This is a genomic window from Sphingobacterium sp. UBA5639 (assembly GCF_002421245.1).
GTDB classification, from domain to species: Bacteria; Bacteroidota; Bacteroidia; order Sphingobacteriales; family Sphingobacteriaceae; genus Sphingobacterium; species Sphingobacterium multivorum.
Genome location: NZ_DIJR01000036.1, coordinates 1 through 26,325 on the forward strand (window position 1 = coordinate 1; position 26,325 = coordinate 26,325).

The window sequence follows — 26,325 nt, forward strand, 5'->3', positions numbered from 1 at the left end:
AAGCCCTTGCTGGAAACAGTCAGGGCTTCTTTCGTTTAGCTACCTGCCTGTACTTCCCCGTACAATGCTATTGCATATCCTCCGCCTATTGGTTATCGCAGTACGTTGCTTGAGTTTACTTTCCTTATAGGCTATCCAACTGTTGCGAATTATACAGTGAGTGGCTATAGTTCTTGCTATAAAATTCATATGTTATACGGTCATTCTACACTATTATTAAGCTTAATAAGGCAGATATCATTGTATCCACATACTATTTCTCATCTACATATCCCGATCAGGAACCCGATAACATTATACTTCTAGCTAGGCCTCTGTGAAGTTACAATTGCTTAACGATAACAAATGCAGCTCGGCATTCATTAGTAATCATTGCTGGATTATATTGTAGCAATGCCATTATTCTACTCGGAATTTCATTATTAAAAACTCTGTGGCTGCAGAATATCGATTGAAAAACAACGAAGATAAAAATTTAAGCAATCGTTTGTGTAGATTAAGCAAACGATTGCTTTCAAGTTTCATTTTTTATTTAGAAAAAAGTGTTATATTATTGTTATAGAGATTAAGTTCTTTAAATAGAACCAACTATAAAATCCGATCCAAAAGGATTTTTTCTATTGACTGTTTAGTTTGTTTTAAAATAGGTGATTTTTTAGAGGGACCAATTGGTCCCTTTAAATTTATATGAACTTTAAATTATGGATTCTAGAAGAGATTTTCTTAAAAAAGCCGGAATATTGTCATCGCTGGCTGTTTCACTCCCTACTCTGGTCAATGCCAATACGGCAGCCGCGTCGTTTAATATGTCTGGATATGCAGCTCCAAAAATCGATAAAGTCAGAGTAGCGGTGATAGGATTGGGTATGCGCGGTCCTGGTGCTGTTGAACGCTTGTCCTTTATTGAGGGATGCGAAATTGTCGCACTTTGTGACAAGCATCCAGACCGGGTGGAGCGCGCAACAAAAATTGTTACATCGAAAGGTCTAGCAGCTCCTAAAGCGTATTCAGGTGAAGATGGCTGGAAATCCTTGTTGAAAGAAGAGAAGCTTGATCTGGTCTATATTTGTACGCCTTGGGATTATCATAGTCCGATGAGTATTGCGGCGATGAAAGCGGGTAATCACGTGGCTTGTGAAGTCCCGATCGCTTTGACAATCAAGGATTGTTGGGAGGTGGTAAAAACATCCGAGGCAACTAAAAAGCATTGTATGATGCTGGAGAACTGCTGTTATGATTTCTTCGAAATGCTGACATTGAATATGGTGCGCCAAGGCTTGTTTGGCGAGCTCGTTCACGCTGAAGGTGCTTATATTCACGATTTGCTTGATCTTAACTTTGCAAAAAATGGCTATGATAACATGTGGCGCCTAAGAGAAAATATAAAACTAAATGGAAATCTGTACCCTACACATGGACTTGGACCTGTGGCACAATGCTTAAATATCAATAGAGGGGATAAAATGGATCATCTTGTGGCGATGTCTTCCAGTGATTTTATGATGGGAGAAAAAGCGAAAGAGTTAGCCGCTAAGGATTCTTTTTTTCAGGAATTTGTAGGAAAGAAATACCGTGGTAATATGAATACAACGCTTATCCGTACGGCCAAAGGGAAAACGATTATGTTGCAGCATGATGTTACTTCTCCTAGACCTTATTCTAGGCTACATACACTGAGTGGTACCAAAGGGTTTGCACAAAAGTATCCTACGGAGAATATTGCTTTTGGTCATGAATTCATTACAGAACAGAAATTGAAAGAACTGTATGATAAATACACCCCAGAATTGGTAAAATATATTGGTGAGCAGGCAAAGCAGGTCGGTGGACACGGTGGGATGGATTTTATGATGGACTGGCGTCTAATTGATTGTTTGCGCAATGGATTACCTTTGGATCAGGATGTCTATGACGCTGCTTCATGGAGCTGTATCGTACCGTTGAGTTTCGAATCTGTCGAAAAGAACTGTAAAACAGTTGATGTACCGGATTTCACAAAAGGTGCATGGAAAAATAATACGCCGGTAGAAATCACGTTAAAAGGTGGCGGAAATACGCCTATCCGTTCGAGATCAGCGAAAAAAGAAAATATACAATTGGGCGTATAGCCCTCCTATATAAAATGACTTATTGAAGGGGAACTTTTTATTGTTCCCCTTTTATGTTTATCTTTAATTATGTTATTCAATCTGACTCTAATTACCTGTTTATCGTTATTTTCCACTAAGGATACACTTTCCTGTTGTGTTGGGGAAAATATACCTACGCGCGCTGGTATGATAAAATCCCAAATTGCCCAGCTAAAAAGCAAGAATGCGGACAAAATGATATTGGTCGAAGGGGGCAAATTTCTAATGGGAAGTTCAAATTTTGAAGATAGTAAGCCCCTACATCAGGTTGAACTAAATTCATTTTATATGGATGAACATGAGGTCACAAATGCACAGTTTGCGCAGTTTGTAAAGGAGACGGGTTATGTAACTGTTGCTGAGCGGGAGTTGGATCCGAAAGATTTTCCGGGGGTGGATCCCAAGATGTTAGTCCCGGGATCGGCTGTGTTCTCTAAGCCCAAAGAACTCAATTCATTAAATAATTACCTGATGTGGTGGGAGTATGTCCCTGGTGCTAACTGGCAACATCCCGAGGGACCGAATAGCTCAATAAAGGACAAAATGAATTATCCCGTTGTTCAGGTTGCCTATGAAGATGCCGCAGCCTATGCGAAGTGGGCGGGCAAACGACTGCCGACAGAAGCGGAATGGGAATATGCGGCTAGGGGAAGTAATGATGCAAACGACGACTTGTATTATTGGGGAAAGGACTTGAAGCCTAATGGTAAATGGACCGCAAATATTTATCAGGGAAAATTTCCTGTGCAAGATTCAAAGGAAGATGGGTTTGAGGGGGCTGCACCTGTAAAATCATTTCAGGCAAATGCATTGGGACTGTATGATATGGAAGGGAATGTGTGGGAATGGTGTGCTGATTTTTATAGGCCCGATTACTATCAGCATAGTACAGCAGTGAATCCCAAAGGACCACAGGATTCTTATGATCCGCAGGAGCCAAACCTCGAAAAACGCGTTCAACGGGGCGGGTCATTTCTTTGCAACGATCAATATTGTGAAAGGTATAAAGCCGGAAGCAGAGGAAAAGGGGAGGTCAACAGTCCTACAAATAATGTTGGATTTCGCTGTGTGAAAGATATCAAATAGAAAAGGCTTGCATTTGCAAGCCTTTTCTATTTGATTGATATGCCTTATTGTGCATTCAAAAACATTGATTTTTGATTGTACAATTCTCTGAAATAAGGATCGTGAAGATCTTTGATAAAGCGAATTGCTTCACCAGTTGATTTCATTTCAGGGCCTAATTGCTTGTCTACTTCAGGGAATTTGTTGAAAGAGAATACAGGTTCTTTAATCGCGTATCCCTGTAATTTACGTTCAATCGTAAAGTCTTTCAACTTATTGACACCTAACATGACTTTAGTTGCGATATTGATGTAAGGAACATCATATGCTTTAGCAATGAAAGGAACTGTACGTGATGCACGTGGATTAGCCTCGATAACATACACATTTTCACCTTTGACAGCAAACTGAATGTTTAATAGACCTCTTACCTTCAACGCTTTTGCTAGCTTAATAGAGTATTCTTCCATTTTGTCCTGAACAGCTTGTGAAAGGCCAAATGGAGGCAATACTGCCGATGAGTCGCCAGAGTGGATACCTGCAGGCTCGATGTGTTCCATCATACCAATGATGTGTACATCTTCACCATCACAGATTGAATCTGATTCAGCTTCTTCTGCACGATCCAGGAAGTGGTCAATCAGAATATGATTTCCAGGAAGGTTTTTCAATAAGTTGACGACAGCTTTTTCTAAATCTTCATCGTTGATGACAATGCTCATGCCTTGTCCACCCAATACGTACGAAGGACGAACCAATACTGGATAGCCAACTTCGTTTGCAACTTGTAATGCTTCTTCTGCTGAAGTTGCGACACCGTATCTTGGATATGGAATTTCTAATTCTTTCAATAGATCGGAGAAACGGCCACGGTCTTCTGCCAAGTCCATGTTCTCAAATGAAGTACCGATGATTTTTACGCCAAGTTGCTCTAGACGCTCAGCCATTTTAAGAGCCGTTTGTCCACCCAACTGAACGATAACACCTTCGGGTTTTTCTAATTCGATGATCTCACGTACGTGTTCCCAGAATACGGGTTCGAAGTATAATTTGTCAGCCATATTGAAGTCTGTCGATACAGTCTCCGGGTTACAGTTAACCATAATCGCTTCGTAACCACATTCTTTAGCCGCCAATAAGCCGTGTACACAAGAGTAATCGAACTCGATACCTTGACCAATACGGTTTGGACCAGAACCTAAAACGATGATTTTCTTTTTATCTGAAGAGATGGATTCGTTTTCTTCTTCGAACGTCGAATAGTAGTATGGTGTTTGTGCAGGGAATTCTGCAGCACAAGTATCGACCATTTTGTAAACACGGTTGATGCCTAACTCCTTACGACGATCGTAAACTTGATCCTCGGTTACATTTCCTAATAACCATGCGATTTGCACATCTGAATAACCTTTTTGTTTTAAGGTCATGAAGAAGTCGCGTGGAATATTATTCAATTGATAACGACGTAATTCTTGCTCAAGGTGTACCAACTCTTGGATTTGTACTAAGAACCATTTGTCGATACGTGTTGCCTTACGGATAGATTCCAAAGGAACGCCTAATTCGAAAGCATCTTTGATATGGAATAAGCGGTCACCACTTGGATGTTCCAAACTATCCATGATTTCGTCAAGGTTTCTCCATTGACGACCATCAGCGCCTAAACCAGCGCGGCCAGTCTCTAAGGATTGACATGCTTTCTGTAAAGCTTCGATAAATGTACGGCCGATTGCCATTACTTCACCTACCGCTTTCATCTGTAGACCTAATTCCTTGTTTGCTCCTTTGAATTTATCGAAGTTGAAACGAGGGATCTTAACAATCACATAATCCAATGTTGGTTCAAAATATGCGGATGTTGTCTTTGTGATCTGATTTTGTAATTCATCTAAGTTGTAACCGATCGCCAGTTTAGCTGCAATCTTCGCAATTGGATAACCCGTTGCTTTCGATGCTAAAGCGGAAGAGCGTGATACACGTGGATTGATTTCGATGGCGATGATCTCTTCGTTTTCTGGGTTTACAGAGAACTGAACGTTACAACCACCCGCAAATGTACCAATTGAACGCATCATCAGGATAGCCTGATTACGCATATCTTGATAACATTTGTCTGATAATGTCATGCCTGGTGCAACAGTGATCGAGTCTCCAGTGTGGATACCCATTGGATCAAAGTTTTCAATAGTACAGATGATGATAACATTGTCATTGGTATCGCGAAGTAATTCCAACTCAAATTCTTTCCAGCCCAATACAGCTTGTTCAACCAAAACTTCATGTGTTGGTGATGCATGTAAACCTCTATTTAAGGCTGCGTCAAAATCTTCTTTTCTGTGAACAAATCCACCTCCTGTACCTGCAAGGGTATAAGATGGACGTATAACAAGCGGATAGCCAATCTCTTGTGCCGCTTCTTTACCTTCAAGGAATGAGTTTGCAATTTTGGATGTTGCAACGCCCACACCGATATCAACCATTAATTGACGGAATTCTTCGCGGTTTTCAGTTTTTTCAATGGCAGCAACATCAACACCGATAACTTTTACATTGTATTTTTCCCAAAGGCCTAGGTTGGAAGCTTCGATACATAAGTTCAAAGCCGTTTGGCCACCCATGGTAGGAAGTACAGCGTCAATGTTGTGTTTTTGCAAAATTTCTTCAATACTTTCGCAAGTTAATGGAAGTAAGTAGACATTGTCCGCAACAACTTTGTCCGTCATGATTGTTGCAGGGTTTGAGTTGATGATGGATACTTCAATACCTTCTTCTTTCAATGAAAGGGATGCTTGAGATCCAGAATAATCAAATTCACAAGCTTGACCGATAACGATGGGACCTGATCCGATGATTAAAACCGACTTAATGGAAGTGTTTCTTGGCATTATATCTAGTTCAAAAAATTAAATTTCCTATTGTAAATCTGAGCAAAGACAATCAAAAATAGCTCATGGGGAAGGGTCATTCCGACTGCTTTGTCGGAGTGCAAAGTTACATTTTAAATTTTGAAAATTAAGTATTTATTTTAATAATATTTCAAAATTAAATGCCGTTTGTTGGAAAAGTAGTCCTGAAAAACAAAAACGAGTATAGAACCTTCATGATTTTAGAGCTATTGGTGCTGTGAAATCATGAAGGTTATTGTTTTCCGATAACAGTGAGTTTTGAACTCATTGATGCTTTAATGAGAAACCACAAGTCAATAAAACATGCAGGTTTAGAAAACTGTCCAGATATGTTTAATAAACGATGATTTCGTCTGTAAACAAGTATCCTTTTTTAGGATTGCTGGCTTTGATCTTTATATAACGCGCCTGCTGTGCTTTGTCAAGTTTGAGTTCAAACCTTTTGAAAGTCAACTTGGACTCTTTATCGGATATATCATTTTTGATTGTTCCTACCGATCTGAAGGTACGGCCATTATCCGAAAGCAGGACTTCCATTTCTCCGGGCATGTAAACGCCCGGGCCAATCATCTGCATAAAATTCATGGCTACCTGGTGTATTTCTTCTCTACGTTCCATATCCACGACCACATCAATCGGACTGGTGAATCCTTGCCATTGGCCATCGTGATAGGAAAGTCCACCCATGATTCCATTTGTTAAGGTAGAATCTTTTTGTGCTGGATATCCCGACCATGCTGTGTTGTACGTTACTTTTTTTCCGATAGCGCGATGAATGTCAATATCAAAGGATAGGGTTGGACCAATTTTGATAGAATCTAGAAAATAAGCCGCATTGATATGGCCTGTCGAGCTGAGTTCAAATGGTCCGGTATACGGCGTAGACTGGATTGTAGGCTCACTGCCATCAATGGTATATCGGATCTGATCTGTTTTTAGTTGCTCGGTTGTCAGCGTAATTTTATTGTTGTTTTTAGCTGCATTGTATGTTGCTGTATAAGCGACATTAAAGGAAGGACGGTAGTAATTGACGTTCAGATCTTGTAAAAGCTTATAATGAGATTGCAGTCTTCGCTGAAAGTCAGTCCAACTTTTCCCATCTTTATTGGTCCAATTGACCTCTGCTAAAGCCAGTGCACGTGGGAATACCATATACTCAAGGTGTTCGGTGGTAGGAACATATTCTGTCCATATATTCGCTTGTGCTCCGAGAATATGCTTGGCTTTATCTCCTTGTATGGCCGCTGGAATAGGATCATATGAATACACCTTATCCAGTGTCAGGTAACCGCCGATGGCCTCAGGCTGTGTCCGAGGGTCTGTCTGATAAGAATCAAAATAGAGGTGTGAACCGGGAGTCATGATGACATCGTGGCCTGCATTTGCGGCCTTTATGCCGCCATCTTCACCGCGCCAGCTCATGACGGTAGCTCCTTCGGTAAGTCCCCCTTGTAGGATTTCGTCCCAACCGATCAGTTTTCTACCCTTAGATTGCAGGTATTGATCCATTTGTCTGATGGCATAGCTCTGCAGTTCGTCGACAGATTTCAGTCCTTCTTTCTGCATGAGTGCCTGATCTTTTGGACAGGTTTCCCAATGCTTTTTCTCAGCCTCATCACCACCGATATGAATGTACTGGGAAGGGAATATTGTAAGCACTTCATCCAATACATTTTTCAGAAATTCAAAGGTTTTTTCATTGCCGATACAGAATTCTCCCTGACTATAGGGCTTTCCGGAACAGGAGAGTTCGGGATACACGGCCAATACTTCTTCCGAATGTCCGGGCATTTCTATTTCGGGAATAACATTGATTCCTTTGCGGGCTGCATAATCGACCAATTCGCGGGCTTCCTCCTGTGTGTAGAATCCACCGCTGGCATTTGGCGTACCTTTTTCTACATATTGACGACCATTGTTCCACCAATCTTTCCAGCTGGTATGTGTTCGCCAGGCCGCCTTTTGTGTTAATTCCGGGTATTTCTTAATCTCCAATCGCCATCCCGCTCCATCGGTTAAATGCCAATGAAAGTTGTTGAACTTATAGATGGCCATGATGTCGATATACTTTTTTACAAAAGATAGCGGCATAAAATGGCGCGATACATCCAGGTGTAATCCACGATAAGCAAAGCGAGGCTCATCGACTATAGTCGCATAGGCTACTTTACTTGGATCGGCTTGTAGATAGCCTAATTGAACCAGCGTGTAAATCCCATTGATCACCTGAGGTACATTCCAAGCCCTGAGTAGCAGGCCTTTTTCATCGATTTGAATGGAATAGGCGTTCTTACTCAGATTATCTGCATCGACAGCTTTAATAATGCGAAAGCCTTCTTTAGGGCCTTTTTTATTTTTCTTGAGTACTTCGACAGTGAGGCTTTTGATGGCGGGGTGTTCAGTAAGTAACTGTGTCGCCTCCTGAAATTCATCTGAAACAATAACCTGAAGATGTGCAGGGATAGCGTATGTTCCAGTAGCCAAGGTGATTTTCGAAGGTTTGGGTATAATGTCAAAGTTGGTTTGGGCTTGTGCTGTAAAAATGGTTGCACCCCCAAGTAACAACATGGATAAAGATCGGCTCAGTCGCATAGTTTTGTTATTAGATTAATGATAATCAACACAAATATCCTAATTTTTGTTTCATAATTCTATTATTGACGGCAATCGCTCATTTTTTATGATATAAAACCAACAAATTGACGGTTAGAAATTACATTTTTAATCCTTAACTTTGTTGTATGATTGAACTTCCAGTTATTCCGGCAACTCCTGCACAACGCAAGCCTGATTGGTTGCGTGTCAAATTGCCTGTTGGTAAAGAATATAGACATGTCAGAAGTCTTGTAGACGAGCATAAATTACATACAATTTGTGAGAGTGGAAATTGCCCGAATATGGGCGAATGTTGGGGGGCTGGAACGGCAACCTTCATGATTTTGGGAAATATCTGTACACGTTCTTGTTCATTTTGTGCGGTAGCAACAGGTCGTCCTTTGGCGGTGGATCTGGATGAACCTAATCGTGTTGCCAATTCTGTCAAGTTAATGCAGGTAAAACACTGTGTGATCACTTCGGTGGATCGTGATGACCTAAAAGATGGTGGTTCGATAATATGGGCGGAGACAATAAATGCCATTCGTCGGGAAAGCCCAGAAACAACCTTAGAAACACTTTTGCCAGATTTTAAAGGACAATGGGATAATTTGGACCGCGTGATCGCAGTACGTCCCGAGGTTGTTTCGCACAACCTTGAAACTGTACGTCGTTTGACAAGAGAAGTTCGCGTTCAAGCTAAATATGATCGTTCACTTGAGTGTCTGCGTCGGATTTCTGAAGCTGGACTCCGTACAAAATCAGGAATTATGCTTGGTTTAGGGGAAACAGAGGAAGATGTTATCGAGGCAATGCAAGATTTATATAACGTTGGGGTACATATTTTGACACTGGGGCAATATTTACAGCCTACCAAAGCTCACCATCCTGTAATCGAGTGGATTACGCCTGCACAATTTGAGAAATATCAGAAAATTGGTTTGGAAATGGGATTCAAGTATGTGGAGTCTGGACCGCTGGTTCGTTCTTCTTACCATGCAGAGAAACATTTATTTGATATGCAATAGAAAACATTTCTAAGTTTTTTAACAAAGAATATTTTTCGCAAGATATAAAAAGAAGCCTGGGTGATTTTTTTGCTCAGGCTTCTTTTTTCTATTTTTTTTTTAAATGAAACGGTTTGCCTCTAGGGGTTGAAAAACTTATTACTCTTGTTCATCATCGATAATCTGCTAAAATAGCGAGATTTCAATTGGAAGAGATTGGTCTATGGGCACAACAATAGACGAGCACTAGAAAACGTAATTGTTTCTTTCCGATGGTTCGAGTCTTAAAGGTTGAAAACTGTACGAAGTAAAATTGTTCTCCCGCGAAGTTCAAATTCATTCTGTGAAATCATATTGGCCGTCATCAGGTAGGTGCGATAGTTTTTGATATTGGCCAAATTATTCATTTCCAATTCGATATCCATTTTCCACTTGTTGATCTTATAGCGCGTAAAAAAGTCTATGAAGGTATAACTTGCATTCTTCATGTTTGTTTGAAAGGTGGAAAGATTACGTAGGTTTAGCCGCATAAAGCCATTTTTAAAGGGACTGGCCGGAAAGCCTATGTTATGCATCATGGTGGTAGTTTTGTTTTGGATCGCATTGTCAAGGCCCTGTTGTTTGCTCCGGCTCCAATTGAATAGTCCTGAATAGGAAATATTATAAGATTTAAATACCTTAGCTTCAATACTGGGCTGAAATAGATAGCTCATACTTCGAGTAGGCACTAGCGCATTGTTTAACAATTGATTGTATTTGAAGTAAGAAATGCTTCCTTTTAGTTTGAGGGTACTTGCCAAAGGGAAGATGTATTTATCATATCCGATCTGAGATGACCATCGATCTTGCAGGTTATCCATATTGACCAATATGTTTTCGGTGATGTTATTTTTTATAACGGACGATAACATCGTGTTGGAAAGCGATCTTGTATAGCTAATACCTGCATTTGCAAATAATACTTTTAGGGTGCGGGCCAAATTATAATTGAGATTAAACGTATGTTTTTTGGATTCATTTAGCGCTGCATTATTTTGGCTAAGCATTCTATAGTTCCGTAATACGGCACCACGGTATATATCTTCAATATTGCCTATATCCTGCGCAAATTGATAGTTAAATTGAAGATAGTCTTCTTGTGAAATCTGCCATCTTGCTTTTAAATTAGGATTGATCAGCATGGAATTTTTGGACGTGGCCAGTTGATGGCTGACATCTTCATAATGCGTAAACAAATAGGTGATCGGGATCTCGAGCTGGGTTTCAAATCGATTTGTTTTCCAGGAATATTGCGGTGTAATAAACGCTTGGGATCTGCTCCAATACAGATTATTACGGGTATTATCGCCCAATGTTCGAACACGTTGCTCATTATCTACTATGGTAAGGAGTGAGTTGAAATGTTGACGATCTGTATTGAAGCTAATTTGATAGTATTGTTTGATTCTGCCTTTATTGAAGCGATAACCTGTACTGATCTCCGTAAAAAAGGAAGGAACTTCGATTTGCTGGCGGCTGCTTTTATAGGGAATGCTATCGTTGAGTATTTCTGGAAAAACACCGGGATAGATCTGTAATGTCTGCGGTTTATTGCCATAATTTAAAGACCAGTTGATTGCAATAATGTCATTGTTTTTAAGTTGGGGTATATAGCTGAACAAGTTGCTGAATCCCTTGATGTGGTGTTTTTGGAACTGCTCGATCTGCCCTGAGGAGTTTGCCAGCAATGCTGTAATATCTTTTTTTTCATATTCAAATGATAAAGTATTGCTCGCATATTTCTTTTCCGTATTGGTAGATGCCGAAAGTCTGGCTACGCCAAGCCAACGCGCTGTTTTCATGTGATTTTGCTCATTAAAATAAACGTCACCATCATCGAGCAGGTATTGCGTGTTTGAGGCATTATTTTGCCTATCGTTGTCGTATAGAACCTGAATATTGGATTTTAGCTGCCAGAGATTCTTGAGATTGTATTGGTTATTGGTGTTCAGTGAACCGGTATTGTTGAAGTAATAATTGTTTTTAGGAATATTTGGACTGCCTGTTGTGCTCGTCGCCAGGAGATTGTTGATAGTCGAGCTGCCGAACTTGGCCAGTAAAGAGGATTGATAGGCTCCAATAATATCTCCGGAAAGATCATGACCTGTATTATTCCCGTTGAGAACATTCAGCATCTTTACTTTCTTGTTGAATAGGATTGAATTCAATTCAGGATCATAGAGATTGAGGGTGCCGACGCCAATTTTGGCCTGTCCAGTGAGCTTCAGCTTAGCTTCCTCTTTGATAACGAGATTGATGGCGACGTCGTCTGTAAATCTTTTATTTTTAAGGACCTTATAATGTTCGTGATTGTCGAGCACCTGAATGTCCTTTACCATTTTATGCGGGATTGTCCGTGTACCTACACCATAGCGATTTTCCAACAGATCGTCACCGTCAATGTAAAGTTTAGAAACGGTTTTATCCTGGTATTTTATAAGCCCCGATTCGGTAACTTCCATGCCCGGAAGGCGTTTGATTACGTCGCCTATATTGCGATCCTCCTCTTTGGCAAAAGATCCGACGTCGTAGGAAATCGTATCATTTGAACGGCTCACTTTAGGTTTGCTCTTTACAATGACGTCTTGTAGCAGATTGGTTTTTGGAACGAGGGCGATCCGAAGATTGGATGTCTGTGTGCCAAGTTTGAGTTCAAATTTTTCGTAAGTAAGGTGATTGATCTGCAGGTAAAGGCTCGCATATTCCTTTGTCAATGTGATTGTGAAACGCCCATCTTTATCTGTCGGCTTGAAAGCGATGATTTTACCGTCTGAAAGGATGTTGACACTGGCAAAGGGTACGGGATGCTGTGTCTTATCCACTTGGACCGTTCCACTAATCGTTTGCTGGGCAAAGGTTATTTGCCCAAGCAAAACGACTATAAATAAACATAGAAATACTTTCATTAAGGCGTCAGCTCTATCGGATTATTGGTAACCTTCGAAGGTTTGTATTTATCGTCTCTTGAAATATTGAAACTTTTTATTTTGGATGGATCCAAAGCACCAATAGGGGAGCTTCCACCTGAATTACCGGCTCGAACGGCAACGATGTTTCCGTTTGAGCCTACATTGATGGCTCTATTCTTTCCGGATTGCGCTTGCATGTAGGCTTGAGGATTGGCCTTAAAGGCTTCCTGAATCTTCTTTACTTCATCTGCCGTACTTGCGATGGTATTTTGTGGCAGTTCGACAAATGTTTTTCCATCTTCAATTTTATCGAATCCGGCGTAAGCGAAAATCACTTCATTTTTTGTGTCCCGTGCGTCAAGGATAAGTCCGGGTAGACCATGGAGTTTCCAGGGACCATAGGAAAATGGAAGTTCGGTTGTAAACCAGGCGATATAGGTGCGGCCTTTGAATGTTGCCTTCGCATTTTGGCAATTGTAACCACCGATTTCTTTACGATCTCCCAAGATTTCCCAATCCTGTGTGGGATATGGTGAAGTAATGGAGAAATGGTCACTAGCAACGGATATTACCTCTGTTATTTTATTTTGATCGGGGTTGATTAGATAAGATGATGATGAGGGCGAGGAGCGCGTAGTAAGGGTTAGATTGCCGGAAAATGCGGGATCTTCCATCTGTTTTTTGACCTCTTCCTGCATGCGTTTGGATGAATATGACGTATAGTAGCTGCCCTGCTGATTCAGGTAAACCACTGTTTCATCGCGTAAAAATTGGTCCCGTTGGGTACTGTCATTGACATGTTTGAATTCGTAATGTACTTTAGCGATGGCAGGAGTACGCTCTTGTGCAAATAATAGCTGCGTGGCCACAGACAGTAGGATTGATAATGAATATTTCATAAATATATGTTTATATCGTAAATATACGAAACATTCGTAATTCTAAAAATTTATTTGAACTTTTCGTTATTATCCTCCCTAGGGTTGTGCTAATGCAGGTTAAGAAAGGTTTGACTTGTTAGCAATACTTTTGTTAGCTATCTTGTTTCGTTAGCGGTATAAGTTTATTGGGTATGGCTAGGCATATCAGTTCTTGTTATCTTTTAAACAGGGTCTCACCTGCAATTACTGTCCGTTCTGTTTTTACATTTCGCAGTTGCTCATTTGGAATTTTCAAGATATCCTTTTCGAGGATAACAAAATCGGCATCTTTTCCCACTTCGATACTTCCTCGTTTTTTCTCCTGAAAACAAGAATATGCCGCCCAGATTGTCATTCCTTTTAAGGCATCCTCACGGCTTATGGCATCTTGCATCTGAAACCCGTGGTTAGGATAGCCTTTTTTGTCGACACGTGCTACAGCGGCGTGGAAACCATATATGGGGTTAAAATGTTCAACCGGAAAGTCACTCCCCAAAGCGAGTTTGCCATATTCTGCCAACAGACGCTTATAAGCGTAAGCGCCTTTCATACGTTCTTCACCAAGTCGATCTTTGGCCCAGTACATATCGGAGGTTGCGTGTGTAGGTTGTACAGATGGTATGATTTGATACTTTCGAAACTTGTCAAAATCTGTAGGCGATATAATTTGGGCGTGCTCGATGCGCCATCTACGGTCGCCATTATTGTGGAGGTATTTGCCATAGATATCCAGAATAATACGATTGGCCGAATCGCCTATTGCATGGGTATTTGCCTGAAACTTACTTTCGGCAATCTGTTTGATCATGGCTTCGTATTCCTGGGGGCTATGGAGGAGAAAGCCGTGGGTGGGGGCATCATGGTAATGTGCGAGGAGGCATGCGCCACGAGATCCCAATGCACCATCGGCGAGCAGTTTAAATCCTTTGATCTCGAAACGGTCCGTTTCATAGAAACCCTGTTCGATAAATGACTTTATGTTTTGGGGATTGCCGAGGATCATGGCATAATCTCTAATTTTCAACTGTCCTTCGCGATAGTATTTTTTTAGGAGATCGAGTCTTTCTTTTGATAAACCTGCGTCTACAATAGTGGTTAGACCGACGGAAAGGAGGGAGTCTTGCGTTCGCTTGAGCATTCTTAAGTAATCTTTCTCACTCGGAACCGGGATTGTCTTATTGACAAGATCCATTGCATTGTCGATCAAGAGGCCATTGGGGATATTATTATTCCCGCCGACCACACCGCCACGAATCGTCGGAATACTGGTTAATTTGGCCCATTCTAGCGCTTTGGAATTGGCTACCGCCGCATGATAATCTACACGCATGAGGTAGACGGGGATATCTGGGAAAGCTTTGTCGAGTAGGTCCTTGGTTGGGAAAGTTTTATCTTTCCAGCGATTTTGGTCCCAGCCACCACCGATCAGCCAAGTTTTGTCCGGATTTTTTTGCTGGTAGTTTTTGACACGTTGAATAACCTCCTCGAAAGAATCGCTACCGTTTAGGTCGACTTGATCCATTAGTTCGGCCTCGTCAAATAAATGGGCATGAGCATCGTAGAATCCCGGATAAATGGCCTTCCCCTGCGCATCAATTTTTTCTATTGCTTTGTACTTCCGCTGTATTTCTTCATCGGAACCGATGGCAATAAATTTACCGTCTTTGACAGCAAAAGCTTGTGCCATACTAAAAGCCGAATCTACAGTATATATTTGCGCATGATAAACAATGAGGTCCACTTTCGTTTGTGGTGAACATGAAATGATTGTCAAGCAGAACAAAAAAATGATGATTGGGAAGGTTTTCATAACCTAAAAATAGCAAAAAGCTTTGAATAAACGGAAACTAGGCTTGGGGCTAGATCTATTGGAGATGCGGACTCGGGGTTTTGACTTATCGAATTGCTTTACGTGAAGTACCTGCGCTGAATTGTCGCGTATTATTGGGACAGTAGATTATCAGTAAAGTAGTGAAAGGCAACCTGAAGGAAAAGTAATGCGAATACGGATTATCCAAATGCAAAAAAGGCTATCCAAATAACTTGGACAGCCTTTTTAATTCAAAAATCAAAATACGTGATTAACAGTACTCGTCAAATGCTGCAACTAAATTGTCAGCAATCATTTGTGCAGGGCGACCTTCAATCATATGTCTTTCAATCATGTGTACCAATTTTCCGTCTTTAAATAAAGCCATTGCTGGTGAAGATGGCGGATAAGGCAACATGTAGTTACGTGCAGTGTTTACAGCATCAGTTTCCATACCTGCGAAAACAGTGACCAATTTAGCTGGGTGTTTTTCATTTTTTACAGCAGCTTTTGCAGCTGGGCGTGCATTTGCTGCAGCGCAACCACAAACAGAGTTTACAACCACAAAGACAGTTCCTTCTGATGCGATAGCCTGATCAACTGCTTCAGGAGTTTTTAATTCTTCGAATCCTGCATCAACTAACTCTTGACGCATTGGAGTTACTAAATATTCTGGATACATTATTTCTTAAGTAAAATGTTAATATTCTATTTTAATTGTTTCTATAAAGCTTTCTGTCGCTGGGCAAGTATTCTTAGTCCGTATAAACAACAGCTATACTTTATGCTTACAAATATAGCTGTAAAAGGCTGCTTCGTCAAGACACTTGTCTCAAATCAATGTCAGAAAATCTTTTACCGCATGAAGTCCATTTTCAAGACGTTGGTCGCCGAGCCCGGAAATAAGACGGTAATTCGCATTAATGGCGTTCAATTCGCTTTTCCAGATCTCCATGAAGTGTTCGCGCTGTTCTGGAAAATCCCGTAGTGGATCATCCTGCCAAGGTAGATCGATATCCATCAGCAGATAGAGATCATAAACATGTTGTTGAATTTTATCGGTGACTTCCTGCGGCGTATGACCGAAAAGATGATCTGACCAAATTTTTACCGTAAGAAAGGTGGTGTCACAGATGAGGAGCTGGTCTTGCGCTAAAGGGATCAGGGCTTCCTCTAGGGCTACCTGTCCATAAAACATATTGACTTCGTCCTGCAGGGTATATTTATTGTTGAGGCTTTGGCAATAATAACGTGAATACTCGGGTACGCATACCGTCTGAAATTCCTTGGCAAGAAATTGTGCCATCGTTGATTTTCCGGTGGACTCGGGGCCAACAACGGCAATTTTTATGAAATCTTTTCCCACATCGATCGTTTTGATAAGCAATATTACGCAAAATTTTTATAGGTTTTCTGCCAATCGCGATAGCCATTCCAAGCGATGAGCGTGAAAACAAGGTAGAGTACTGCGGTCAGCATAAGGTCTTTGTGTATATAGAGCGGGATATAACAAATATCCACAAATACCCATAAGAGCCAATTTTGAAGCACTTTGCGCGTCATCAGAAATTGAGCAACAAAACTTACGGAGGTGCAGAATGCGTCAATATAAGGGACATCGGAATTTGTCTTGCTATCGAGGAGATAACCGATTGATAGTGTTAGGATCAGGATTGTCAGGAGGCAAAGGAGCAGCTGCCCATTGCTGGCTTTGACGATAGGTTTCTTTTTTTCTTCTTTTCGTCTTATCCAATAATACCAACCGTACACAGCTGTGGACAGGAAGTAGAACTGTAGTACAGTATCTCCGTACAGTTTGGCATTATAAAACAGAATCGCGTAGGACGCTACGCTGATGATACTGATTGGCCAGTTCCATATATTTTGTTTAGCGGCCAAATAGACACAAAGAAAGCCTGTCAGCGTACCTAACCATTCGAGCCAAGAGGTCTGGGCAAATTGACGCGCAATCTGCTGAAAAAAATCCTGCATGTGGTGTATTAAAAATTACACCCTAAATATACAAAGTCTGCCCTATAGTCCGTTATTGAACCTGTTTATTCGCGCAATTGGTACTGGCAAAGGACTCGGGCTTAGCCTTAAAAACAAACCCCATACCCATAATATACCCCATGGCTTCTTTCAGGGCAACATTTGACTGGAAATTTGGATTGGTGTTGATGTCGGCGTGGACTTCGAGGTCTACTTTGTGTTTTTCGAGGAGGGGGCAGAGTTGATAGGCTATATCGATGGATTTTTGGACTTCGAGCAGCATCCTTTCTTTAATGCTCATTCGGTGATGCCTTTTGTCCCGTTGGATAAACATAAATCCACCTTTATGTTCCCGGAGAAAGACGATGACTGTAGCGAAGTCGATGATGCCTCTCTTGACTTGGGAATCGGTGCCTATATAAACCTTGAGCTTATTCCCTAGGGCATCTTCTCGTTTAATGACTTCCTCAACAGCATCGAAAATCGTGGAGCGAATGGATTCGCCATTGTATTTTTGCCATCTCATAGCGATATAGATTAGATATAAAAAAATTAAACTTCATCATTGATATAAATTTACTGAATTTCAATGATCTAAGTGTTAATTTAGTTTTAAATAATTTATCCACATTAATGATGTTTTACACCGTAGGCCAGGTCTCCGGCATCACCGAGTCCAGGTACAATATAAGCTTTTGAGGTCAGTTCGTGGTCGACGTCACCTACCCAGATGTGCGCCGTAGGTACAAAAGCCTGAACGTGATTCAGTCCTTCCTCGGATGCAATGGCTGCAACAATGTGTAATTCCTTGATGTCATATTCGGCCAGGAGATCCTTACAGCATAATACAAGGCTCTTTCCTGTGGCCAACATGGGGTCTACAATGATTACTGTACGATTATCTAAGTTTGGTGTATTGACATATTCTTTATGAATTTCAAACTCACCGCTCTTTTTGGTATGCCGATAGGCCGCAATGAAGGTATTGTCGGCATGATCAAATACATTTAAAAGTCCCTGATGAAAGGGAAGCCCCGCTCTCAGAATTGTAGCGAGTACGGGTTGTTCCATCAAGAGATGGGTTTTGGCCACACCTAACGGAGTTTCAACTTCAACAGGTTTATAAGCCATCGTCTTGCTGATTTCATAAGCGAAAATTTCACCTAATCGTTCCAGATTCCGACGAAAGCGCATGCGATCCTGTTGAATCGTGATATCTCTCAGTTCGGCAATAAAATGATTTGCAATGCTATTTTGGGTAGATAGAATAGTGACCATGGCGTGTGTGCTAGTTCAGTTAAGCTAAAGATAATAAATAATCAATTGAAAGTAATAACATCTATGGTATTATTATAGTTTGCGCTAAAATGGTAAAATTTTTAGTAAATTTGTGTAAGACCATAGCAGGATATGGCCTGGACCACAGGTCAACAAATCGTCTTGAAGCAGATTGAAACCATCGGATTACAAAAACTGTTTTTGAGCTTAGGGCTCAAGCAATTCGTGGTGCAATGTTTGCTGGAAAAGGCCTGAATGGTTTTCTTAAAGAAATAGGAAATATATGAAATTTGAATTGACATCGGAGTACAAACCCACAGGCGATCAGCCAGAAGCAATTAAGCAGTTGGTAGCAGGGGTAGAGCAGGCAGAGCAATACCAGACGCTTTTGGGGGTAACGGGATCGGGCAAAACCTTTACTGTTGCCAATGTGATTCAGGAAACCCAAAAGCCGACATTGATTTTAAGCCACAATAAAACTTTGGCGGCTCAGTTGTACGGTGAATTCAAACAGTTCTTTCCCAATAACTCGGTCAACTATTTTGTGTCTTATTACGATTATTATCAACCCGAAGCTTTTATTGCTTCGACAAATACCTACATCGAGAAGGATTTGGCGATTAACGAGGAAATCGAAAAGCTGCGGTTGGCAACCACGTCGTCATTGATGTCGGGACGGCGTGATATTGTTGTCGTCTCGTCGGTATCCTGTATCTACGGTATGGGAAATCCGGAAGATTTCTCCCGGTCTATCTTTCGTTTTGGGGTCGGTATGACTGTCACTAGAAACGCTTTCCTGCATAAGCTGGTGGAGATTTTATATTCGCGAACGACCACAGAGTTTAAACGGGGTACCTTTCGTGTTAAAGGTGATACGGTGGATGTGTTTCCGGCATACTTGGATAATGCCATTCGGATTTCATTCTTTGGGGATGAAATTGATGAACTGAGTGAGATCGATCCTATTTCAGGGAAAACGCTCAACAAGATGGAAGATCTTGCTCTTTTTCCAGCAAATCTCTTCGTCACGCCGAAAGAAAAATTCAAAGAATCGATCTGGGCTATTCAAGATGAATTGATGCAACGGAAAACGCAGCTGGAAGAGGAAGGATTAATGCTTGAAGCGAAGCGTTTGGAGGAGCGGGTCAATTATGATTTGGAAATGATGCGTGAACTGGGCTATTGTTCGGGGATTGAAAATTATTCCCGCTTTTTTGATGGTAGACAACCGGGGATGCGTCCGTTCTGTTTGCTGGATTATTTTCCGGAAGATTACCTGTTGGTCATTGATGAGAGTCACGTGACCTTACCGCAATTACGTGCGATGTATGGAGGTGACCGATCGCGAAAAGTTTCCTTGGTAGAACATGGGTTTAGGTTGCCCGCGGCTTTGGATAATAGACCTTTAAACTTTCCGGAGTTTGAATCCTTGACAAATCAGACGATTTATGTATCGGCGACTCCGGGCGATTACGAACTGCAGCAGACCGAAGGTGTTGTCGTTGAGCAGGTCATTCGCCCAACAGGACTTCTGGATCCAATTATTGAAGTACGACCAGCGATTAATCAGGTCGATGATTTCTTGGAAGAAGTCGATAAGACCATTAAAGAGGGAGGACGTGTTTTGGCTACTACATTGACCAAACGCATGGCTGAAGAACTTTCCAAATATATGACCAAGCTGAACTTAAAAGTCCGTTATATCCACTCTGAAATTAAAACCTTGGAGCGGGTTGAAATCTTGCGGGGGCTCCGCTTGGGTGAATTTGATATCCTGGTCGGGGTGAATTTACTTCGTGAGGGGCTTGATTTGCCGGAGGTCACGCTTGTTGCTATTCTCGACGCGGATAAGGAGGGCTTTCTGCGTTCCGAACGATCGCTTATTCAGACAATTGGTCGCGCGGCCCGGAATGATAAAGGTCGGGTTATTATGTATGCGGATAAAATGACGGATAGCATGCGCGTCACAATAGATGAAACCAATCGTCGCCGAGACAAGCAGATGAAATATAACTTGGAACATGGCATTACACCGCGTACTGTGGGCAAAACAAGAGAGGAGATCTTAGAGCAGACTTCTGTTGCTGATTTCTCGGGTATTGAACCTAAAATTTATGTTGAACCTGATCCGTCGCAGGCCATTGCAGCTGATCCAGTGATGCAGTATCTCAGTGAGAAGGATCTGAAGAAAGCGATCGATAACGTACGGAAGAAAATGGATAAATCAGCGAAAGAAATGGATTTCTTGGAAGCAGCGAAATATCGTGATGAAATGTTCTCCTTGGAGAAGCTCTATGAAGAGCGATTCCCTTCGTAAAGGAAGTCGGTTTTAGTTATTGTTAATCAATTTAAGATTTGTTAAACGACGCTAAATAGCGTATAAATTAAGATTCCACCGTCCATATTTGTAGCAATTGTAAATAAATTGGCTACATATGAAACATTTAATCTACAGCATAATACTGTTTTTTGTGCTTTCCGCAGCATTCTGCCAAAGTAAAATTTCCTACGGGATAAACGCCGGGTACACGAATGCTCCTGGACCTAATAGATTGGGCCGTACTTCCTAAGGTTAACGATTGAACTATATTGTTCAATTGTTAACATATTTTGCGTAAATCAAATTCTTCTCAGTAAATTAGTGCTCAAATCTAAACTAAAACATACTAAAAAATGAAAAAGCCAATTCTCGTTGTCAAATTTGGATCGGCTTCTATTACCACGAAAGAGGGAGAAGTTGATGAACGTATTGTTTTGGAGATCGCTAGGCAAATTGCTTCCTTACAAAAGAAATACAATATCGTCTTGGTCTCTTCAGGTGCTGTTGCTGCCGGTAAACGTTTTCTGCCCAGCTACACAGGAACGCTATCCGAACGCAAAGCAGCTGCTGCAATTGGGAACCCTATATTGATTAATACGTATTCTACTTATTTCCGACCGTTTAAAATTTCATTGGCGCAGAGTTTATGTGAGCGACATCACTTTTCCAATCGGGATCAATTTCTACAATTGAAAAATACGTATGAGGAATTGTGGCGGAACAATGTTATTCCAATCGCAAATGAAAATGATGTGGTGAGTAATAAAGAACTGAAGTTTTCAGATAATGATGAGCTGGCAACCTTGATTGCTGTTGGTTTTGGTGCCGAAAAATTACTGTTTAGCACTTCCGTTCCTGGTGTGTTGGATGCAAACAACAAGATTATACCGCAAATTGAAACAATTGACCGGGATATTTTAGGGCTGGCAAGGAAGGATAAATCTTCCGTAGGATTAGGGGGAATGACCTCGAAATTGAACTTTGCCCGATTGGCCAATCAAATGGGGATTGCTGTGGTGATTTTTAGTATGCAAACCGAGGAGGCGATACAAAAAGCGGTTAAGCACGAGACTGGCACATTGTGTCTGGCTCAAAGTAAGAAGATCTCTTCCCGCAAGAAATGGCTCGCGAGTGGAAGTTTAATAAAAGGGGAATTGATGGTTGATCGTGGAGCGGAGGAAGCATTATTGAAGCACAAAAGTTTACTCGCTGTGGGGGTAACCCGTATCGTCGAGCATTTTGAAAAAGGAGAAGTGTTAAATATTGTCAATCTAGAAGGCTTAACTGTTGCCGTTGCCCGCGCGAAGATGGATTCATCCGCTTTGTCCCAGACCAGTAAAAAAAATGTAGAAATTGCACATGCAAATGATATTGTATTATTATGAGTGAATCCATCTTAAACCAACTTCAGGCGGCGGCCAAAGCAAAACAAATTTTGCAACAACTGGCTCCTGATACCAAAATAACTATTTTAAATGCCATCGCAGAAGGTCTTATCGCACATACTACTGATGTATTAAAAGCCAATAAGATTGATTTGGATCGTATGGCTGATGACGACCCCAAAAAGGATCGTCTTTTGCTCAATAGCGATCGTCTAAAAGGTTTGGCTGACAGTGTTAAGCAGATCGCTCAGTTGGCAGATCCAACAGATCAGTTATTACTAAAAAAGATATTGCCAAATGGATTGGAGATCGAGAAAATTACGGTTCCACTCGGAGTCGTTGGGGTCATCTACGAATCGCGACCTAATGTGACGATAGATGTTGCTGCATTGTGTATTCAGTCGGGTAACGTTTGTCTATTGCGCGGTGGTTCGGACGCGTTACACACCAACGAGGCGTTGTTGAAAGTGATCCATGCTGTCTTGGAGCAGTATGGTATTGCAACAACTATTGTGCAACTGTTGCCTGTTGATAGGAAGCATGTTTCGGAATTATTGGAAGCTACTCAATTCGTGGATATTATCATACCACGGGGTTCACAGTCGCTGATCGATTATGTCAGGGAACACGCTAAAGTACCAGTTATTGAAACTGGAGCAGGAGTATGCCATACTTATGTGGACCGTACAGCAGATTTGGATATGGCAGCGAAAATTGTTGCCAATGCTAAAATTTCCAGGCCATCGGTGTGTAATTCTTTAGATACTGTTTTGGTCGATCGTGCTGTTGCTGCCGAGTTCCTAACGAAATTGAAAACTTATTTTGAAGATGCTCAGGTGGAAGTTTTCGCGGACCCTACAGCTTATGAGGTATTACAGGGTCAACATTTTTCAAATTTAAAGCGCGCAGATGAAGCCGATTTTGGAAGAGAATTTTTAGATTTGAAGTGTTCAATAAAGACGGTCACCAGTTTGGACGAAGCTTTGGAGCATATCGCAAAATATTCTTCCAAACATTCGGAATGTATTGTTTCTTCCAGTGAACTCCATATTGAACAATTTTTGAATACAGTGGATGCTGCCGCGGTATATGCCAATGCATCTACACGTTTTACGGACGGAGGTGAGTTTGGTCTGGGTGCGGAAATAGGTATCTCGACCCAAAAATTACATGCCCGTGGACCATTTGCATTGGAAAAATTGGTAACAGAGAAGTGGATTGTCCGCGGAAATGGACAGATCAGATAAGCATAGATCATGGGATTAAGTTTTAAGAAAGATGTATTGATGAATTGGATCGAAGAAATTGGTAAATTTCTTCGCATATGGACAGAAGGGCATGATGCTTTTACGGAGCCGACTGATCCAGCAGTATTTGAAGATGCTTATGAGAAATTCTTCGAAAAGAGTAGGACCTATTTTTTAAATCTTTCCGAAAATGAACTTTCGGCATATCTCAAAACAGATCTTCAAATTCATCAACTACATCCATTGGCTTTAACGTTGTTATTTGATGGGTTGAATGCTACAGATGGCAATCAGGAGAATTTACTTCGTAAAGCAAAGTTTATTTTGAATCTGGCGATGGCAGAAACGGCAAGCTTTGCCTTTCAGGATTATCAATATCTTGCTATGATCGATAACAAATTGAAGAGTCTTTAGATTAATAAAGCTCTCCGTCATGCAATGTCCTAAAAAAGTGTTTAACTTTTTGGGTTCATTGCATGACGGAGACCTTAGCGCAGGATCTCACGGGCAATCACCAGACGTTGGATCTCAGAAGTTCCCTCATATATTTGCGTGATTTTTGCGTCGCGCATTAACCTCTCGACATGATATTCTTTTACGTAACCGTAGCCACCGTGGATCTGTACAGCTTCGACAGTGTGTTTCATGGCAACTTCAGATGCATGCAGTTTGGCCATGGCAGCTTCTTTACCGTAAGGAAGCCCCTGGTCTTTCGTCCAGGCAGCTTTATACGTCAAAAGTCGAGCTGCCTCGATATCAACTTCCATGTCGGCCAATTTAAACTGTATGGCCTGATGATCCGAAATCGGTTTTCCAAAGGTCTTTCGTTCTTTTGAGTAAGCCAAAGCAAGGTCATAGGCACCCGCAGCAATTCCTAAGGCCTGTGCCGCAATCCCAATGCGACCGCCATCGAGTGTTTTCATAGCAAGTTTAAATCCGAAGCCATCTTCTCCGATACGGTTTTCCTTGGGAACCTGAACATCGGAAAATAGGAGTGAATGGGTATCGGAACTACGGATACCCAATTTGTTTTCTTTAGGACCAATGGTAAATCCCGGCAGCCCTTTTTCAACAATCAATACATTGATTCCTTTGTGGCCTTTTTCAGGATGTGTCTGTGCAATGACAAGATAGATATCGGCATGGCCACCATTGGTGATCCAATTTTTTGTACCATTTAGGAGATAGTGATCCCCCTTATCTTCGGCGGTGGTATGCTGTGAGGAGGCGTCCGAACCAGCTTCAGGTTCTGACAACGCAAAAGCACCAAGTTTTTCACCTTTCGCTAAAGGAATCAGGTACTTTTGTTTTTGTTCCTCTGTACCATAAGCATTGAGTCCATATAATACCAGGGAATTGTGGGCGGATACGATAACGGCCGCTGAGGCATCAATTTTGGCAATTTCTTCGAGCACAAGAACATAGGCCAACGTATCCATTCCAGCTCCGCCATAAGCTTCGGGGGTCATGATACCCATAAACCCTAGTTCGCCCATTTGCTTGACAAAATCTGTTGGAAATTTTGCGGCTTCATCGCGCTCGATTGCCCCAGCCTTTAGCTCCTGGGCAAATTCCCGCGCTGCGTCGCGGATCATTTTATGCTCTTCGCTTAATTCAAAATTCATGGCATTTCAGTTTTTTGGTTCATCAGTTACCAAGCCGATAACGTATATATAATAAGGTTTGCTGTCAAAAAGTTTCCTCCCAACTCACAATCATTTTATGAGCTCGGTGTACCAACATACTCAAATATACAAAATATATATTATGCAAGCATAGTAATATAGCAAATTACTTTTTAAACTACTTGAGCTAATCATTATAAGCATTTTGGAAAGTAATGGCCAGGGTAGGGCGGACAAGTAGCAAGGGGCATGTTGGTTTTCATTTTGTTTATAATTGTAAAATCCTTACTTTCAATTGGATTAAGTTTAGTTTTTTCATTTCAATTTAAAAAATTGAAGAATTACTTGTTTGCTAAATTTAATCTACTATATTTGTAGACTATATAATTTAAACACATTTAAAAAATAAGATTATGAGTTTAAGATTAGGGGATGAAGCGCCAAATTTCAAAGCGCAAACAACCATTGGTGAAATAGACTTTCACGATTATATCAAAGATAGCTGGGTCGTTTTCTTTTCGCACCCATCAGATTATACGCCGGTATGTACAACTGAGTTGGGCCGTACGGCAAAATTGAAATCTGAATTTGACAAGAGAGGTGTGAAGGCCATTGCGCTAAGCGTCGATAATGTAAACGATCACTTGAATTGGATTAAGGATATCAATGAAACGCAAAATACCGAAGTGAATTTTCCGGTTATTGCTGATGAAGATCATCATGTATCCGAATTGTACGATATGATCCACCCAAATGCTTCCGCAACAGCGACCGTACGTTCCGTATTTATTATCGGTCCTGACAAAAAGATCAAATTGACGCTGACCTATCCAGCATCAACAGGTCGTAATTTTGATGAAATTTTACGGGTCATTGATTCTTTACAGTTAACTGCCGATTATCAAGTCGCTACGCCCGCTGACTGGAAGCATGGTGAAGATGTTATTGTTGTGCCAGCGATTAAGACAGAAGATATTCCTGCTAAATTTCCAAAAGGCTTCAAAGAGATCAAACCGTATTTGAGAACGACGCCACAGCCTAATCTATAGGGAGTAAGCCCTTGGAATTAAAGAACAAAAAAAGGCAACGTTGAAAAAC

At 41.2% G+C, this 26,325-nt stretch carries 19 protein-coding genes; 8 read left to right on the plus strand and 11 right to left on the minus strand.

The window, feature by feature from the left end; all coding sequences use genetic code 11:
- Nucleotides 1-701 precede the first annotated feature (701 nt).
- Together B4Z90_RS22410 and B4Z90_RS22415 are read left to right on the plus strand one after the other, a co-directional pair.
- Nucleotides 702-2,108: a Gfo/Idh/MocA family protein gene (locus B4Z90_RS22410; protein WP_286803308.1), complete on the plus strand. Its 1,407-nt coding sequence runs from the start codon at nt 702-704 to the stop codon at nt 2,106-2,108.
- A gap of 168 nt (nt 2,109-2,276) precedes the next feature.
- Nucleotides 2,277-3,215 (plus strand): formylglycine-generating enzyme family protein, encoded by a 939-nt coding sequence (locus tag B4Z90_RS22415; RefSeq protein WP_286777011.1) that lies wholly within the window; start codon nt 2,277-2,279, stop codon nt 3,213-3,215.
- Nucleotides 3,216-3,259: 44 nt separating this feature from the next.
- Here the strand turns inward: B4Z90_RS22415 and carB are convergent, their stop codons facing one another.
- Nucleotides 3,260-6,079, minus strand: a complete 2,820-nt coding sequence (gene carB, locus B4Z90_RS22420) for a carbamoyl-phosphate synthase large subunit (RefSeq protein WP_286803310.1) — start codon at nt 6,077-6,079, stop codon at nt 3,260-3,262.
- Nucleotides 6,080-6,433: 354 nt separating this feature from the next.
- Nucleotides 6,434-8,692, minus strand: coding sequence for a beta-N-acetylhexosaminidase (locus B4Z90_RS22425; protein ID WP_286752230.1), 2,259 nt, complete (start codon nt 8,690-8,692; stop codon nt 6,434-6,436).
- Nucleotides 8,693-8,841: 149 nt separating this feature from the next.
- Between B4Z90_RS22425 and lipA the strand changes: the two genes are divergently transcribed.
- Entirely contained in the window at nt 8,842-9,723 is an 882-nt protein-coding gene (lipA, locus tag B4Z90_RS22430) for a lipoyl synthase (protein ID WP_046672297.1), read from the plus strand.
- A 263-nt stretch (nt 9,724-9,986) separates the two neighbouring features.
- On the opposite strand, the gene B4Z90_RS22435 is transcribed toward lipA, so the two are convergent.
- From B4Z90_RS22435 to upp, 8 genes are all read right to left on the minus strand, one after another.
- Nucleotides 9,987-12,647, minus strand: coding sequence for a hypothetical protein (locus B4Z90_RS22435; protein WP_286803312.1), 2,661 nt, complete (start codon nt 12,645-12,647; stop codon nt 9,987-9,989).
- Nucleotides 12,647-13,549: a GLPGLI family protein gene (locus tag B4Z90_RS22440; protein ID WP_286777426.1), complete on the minus strand. Its 903-nt coding sequence runs from the start codon at nt 13,547-13,549 to the stop codon at nt 12,647-12,649. Before B4Z90_RS22440 ends, B4Z90_RS22435 begins: the two co-directional genes overlap by 1 nt.
- 196 nt (nt 13,550-13,745) lie before the next feature.
- A complete protein-coding gene (locus B4Z90_RS22445; protein WP_286777427.1) occupies nt 13,746-15,257 on the minus strand; it encodes an amidohydrolase in 1,512 nt (503 codons plus the stop codon).
- Between the two features lie 394 nt (nt 15,258-15,651).
- Nucleotides 15,652-16,062 carry a BrxA/BrxB family bacilliredoxin gene (locus B4Z90_RS22450; RefSeq protein ID WP_070563263.1) on the minus strand — a complete coding sequence of 137 codons (411 nt, stop codon included), beginning with the start codon at nt 16,060-16,062 and terminating at the stop codon, nt 15,652-15,654.
- A 150-nt stretch (nt 16,063-16,212) separates the two neighbouring features.
- Complete coding sequence (locus B4Z90_RS22455) at nt 16,213-16,746, minus strand: AAA family ATPase (protein WP_070563596.1); 534 nt, start codon at nt 16,744-16,746, stop codon at nt 16,213-16,215.
- Nucleotides 16,747-16,769: 23 nt separating this feature from the next.
- On the minus strand, nt 16,770-17,372 hold the full coding sequence (gene pnuC, locus B4Z90_RS22460) for a nicotinamide riboside transporter PnuC (RefSeq protein WP_286777428.1): 603 nt from the start codon (nt 17,370-17,372) through the stop codon (nt 16,770-16,772).
- Between the two features lie 52 nt (nt 17,373-17,424).
- Complete coding sequence (locus tag B4Z90_RS22465; RefSeq protein WP_046672303.1) at nt 17,425-17,898, minus strand: ribonuclease H-like YkuK family protein; 474 nt, start codon at nt 17,896-17,898, stop codon at nt 17,425-17,427.
- 104 nt (nt 17,899-18,002) lie between these two features.
- Nucleotides 18,003-18,650 carry a uracil phosphoribosyltransferase gene (gene upp / locus B4Z90_RS22470; RefSeq protein WP_046672304.1) on the minus strand — a complete coding sequence of 216 codons (648 nt, stop codon included), beginning with the start codon at nt 18,648-18,650 and terminating at the stop codon, nt 18,003-18,005.
- Nucleotides 18,651-18,933: 283 nt separating this feature from the next.
- Here upp and uvrB point away from each other — a divergent pair, with 283 nt between their 5' ends.
- The 4 genes from uvrB (at nt 18,934) to B4Z90_RS22490 (ending at nt 24,016) form a co-directional block, all read left to right on the plus strand.
- A complete protein-coding gene (uvrB, locus tag B4Z90_RS22475; RefSeq protein WP_286778463.1) occupies nt 18,934-20,967 on the plus strand; it encodes an excinuclease ABC subunit UvrB in 2,034 nt (677 codons plus the stop codon).
- 356 nt (nt 20,968-21,323) lie between these two features.
- Nucleotides 21,324-22,355 carry a glutamate 5-kinase gene (gene proB, locus B4Z90_RS22480; protein WP_046672306.1) on the plus strand — a complete coding sequence of 344 codons (1,032 nt, stop codon included), beginning with the start codon at nt 21,324-21,326 and terminating at the stop codon, nt 22,353-22,355.
- Entirely contained in the window at nt 22,352-23,602 is a 1,251-nt protein-coding gene (locus B4Z90_RS22485) for a glutamate-5-semialdehyde dehydrogenase (protein WP_070563274.1), read from the plus strand. The genes proB and B4Z90_RS22485 overlap by 4 nt, the downstream gene beginning before the upstream one ends.
- 9 nt (nt 23,603-23,611) lie before the next feature.
- Complete coding sequence (locus B4Z90_RS22490) at nt 23,612-24,016, plus strand: hypothetical protein (RefSeq protein ID WP_286803314.1); 405 nt, start codon at nt 23,612-23,614, stop codon at nt 24,014-24,016.
- Nucleotides 24,017-24,090: 74 nt separating this feature from the next.
- Here B4Z90_RS22490 and B4Z90_RS22495 read toward each other — a convergent pair whose 3' ends face one another.
- Nucleotides 24,091-25,227, minus strand: coding sequence for an acyl-CoA dehydrogenase (locus B4Z90_RS22495; protein ID WP_286803315.1), 1,137 nt, complete (start codon nt 25,225-25,227; stop codon nt 24,091-24,093).
- 413 nt (nt 25,228-25,640) lie between these two features.
- On the opposite strand from B4Z90_RS22495, the gene B4Z90_RS22500 reads away from it, so the two are divergent.
- Nucleotides 25,641-26,276: a peroxiredoxin gene (locus tag B4Z90_RS22500; protein WP_070563280.1), complete on the plus strand. Its 636-nt coding sequence runs from the start codon at nt 25,641-25,643 to the stop codon at nt 26,274-26,276.
- The last annotated feature ends 49 nt before the right edge of the window (nt 26,277-26,325 follow it).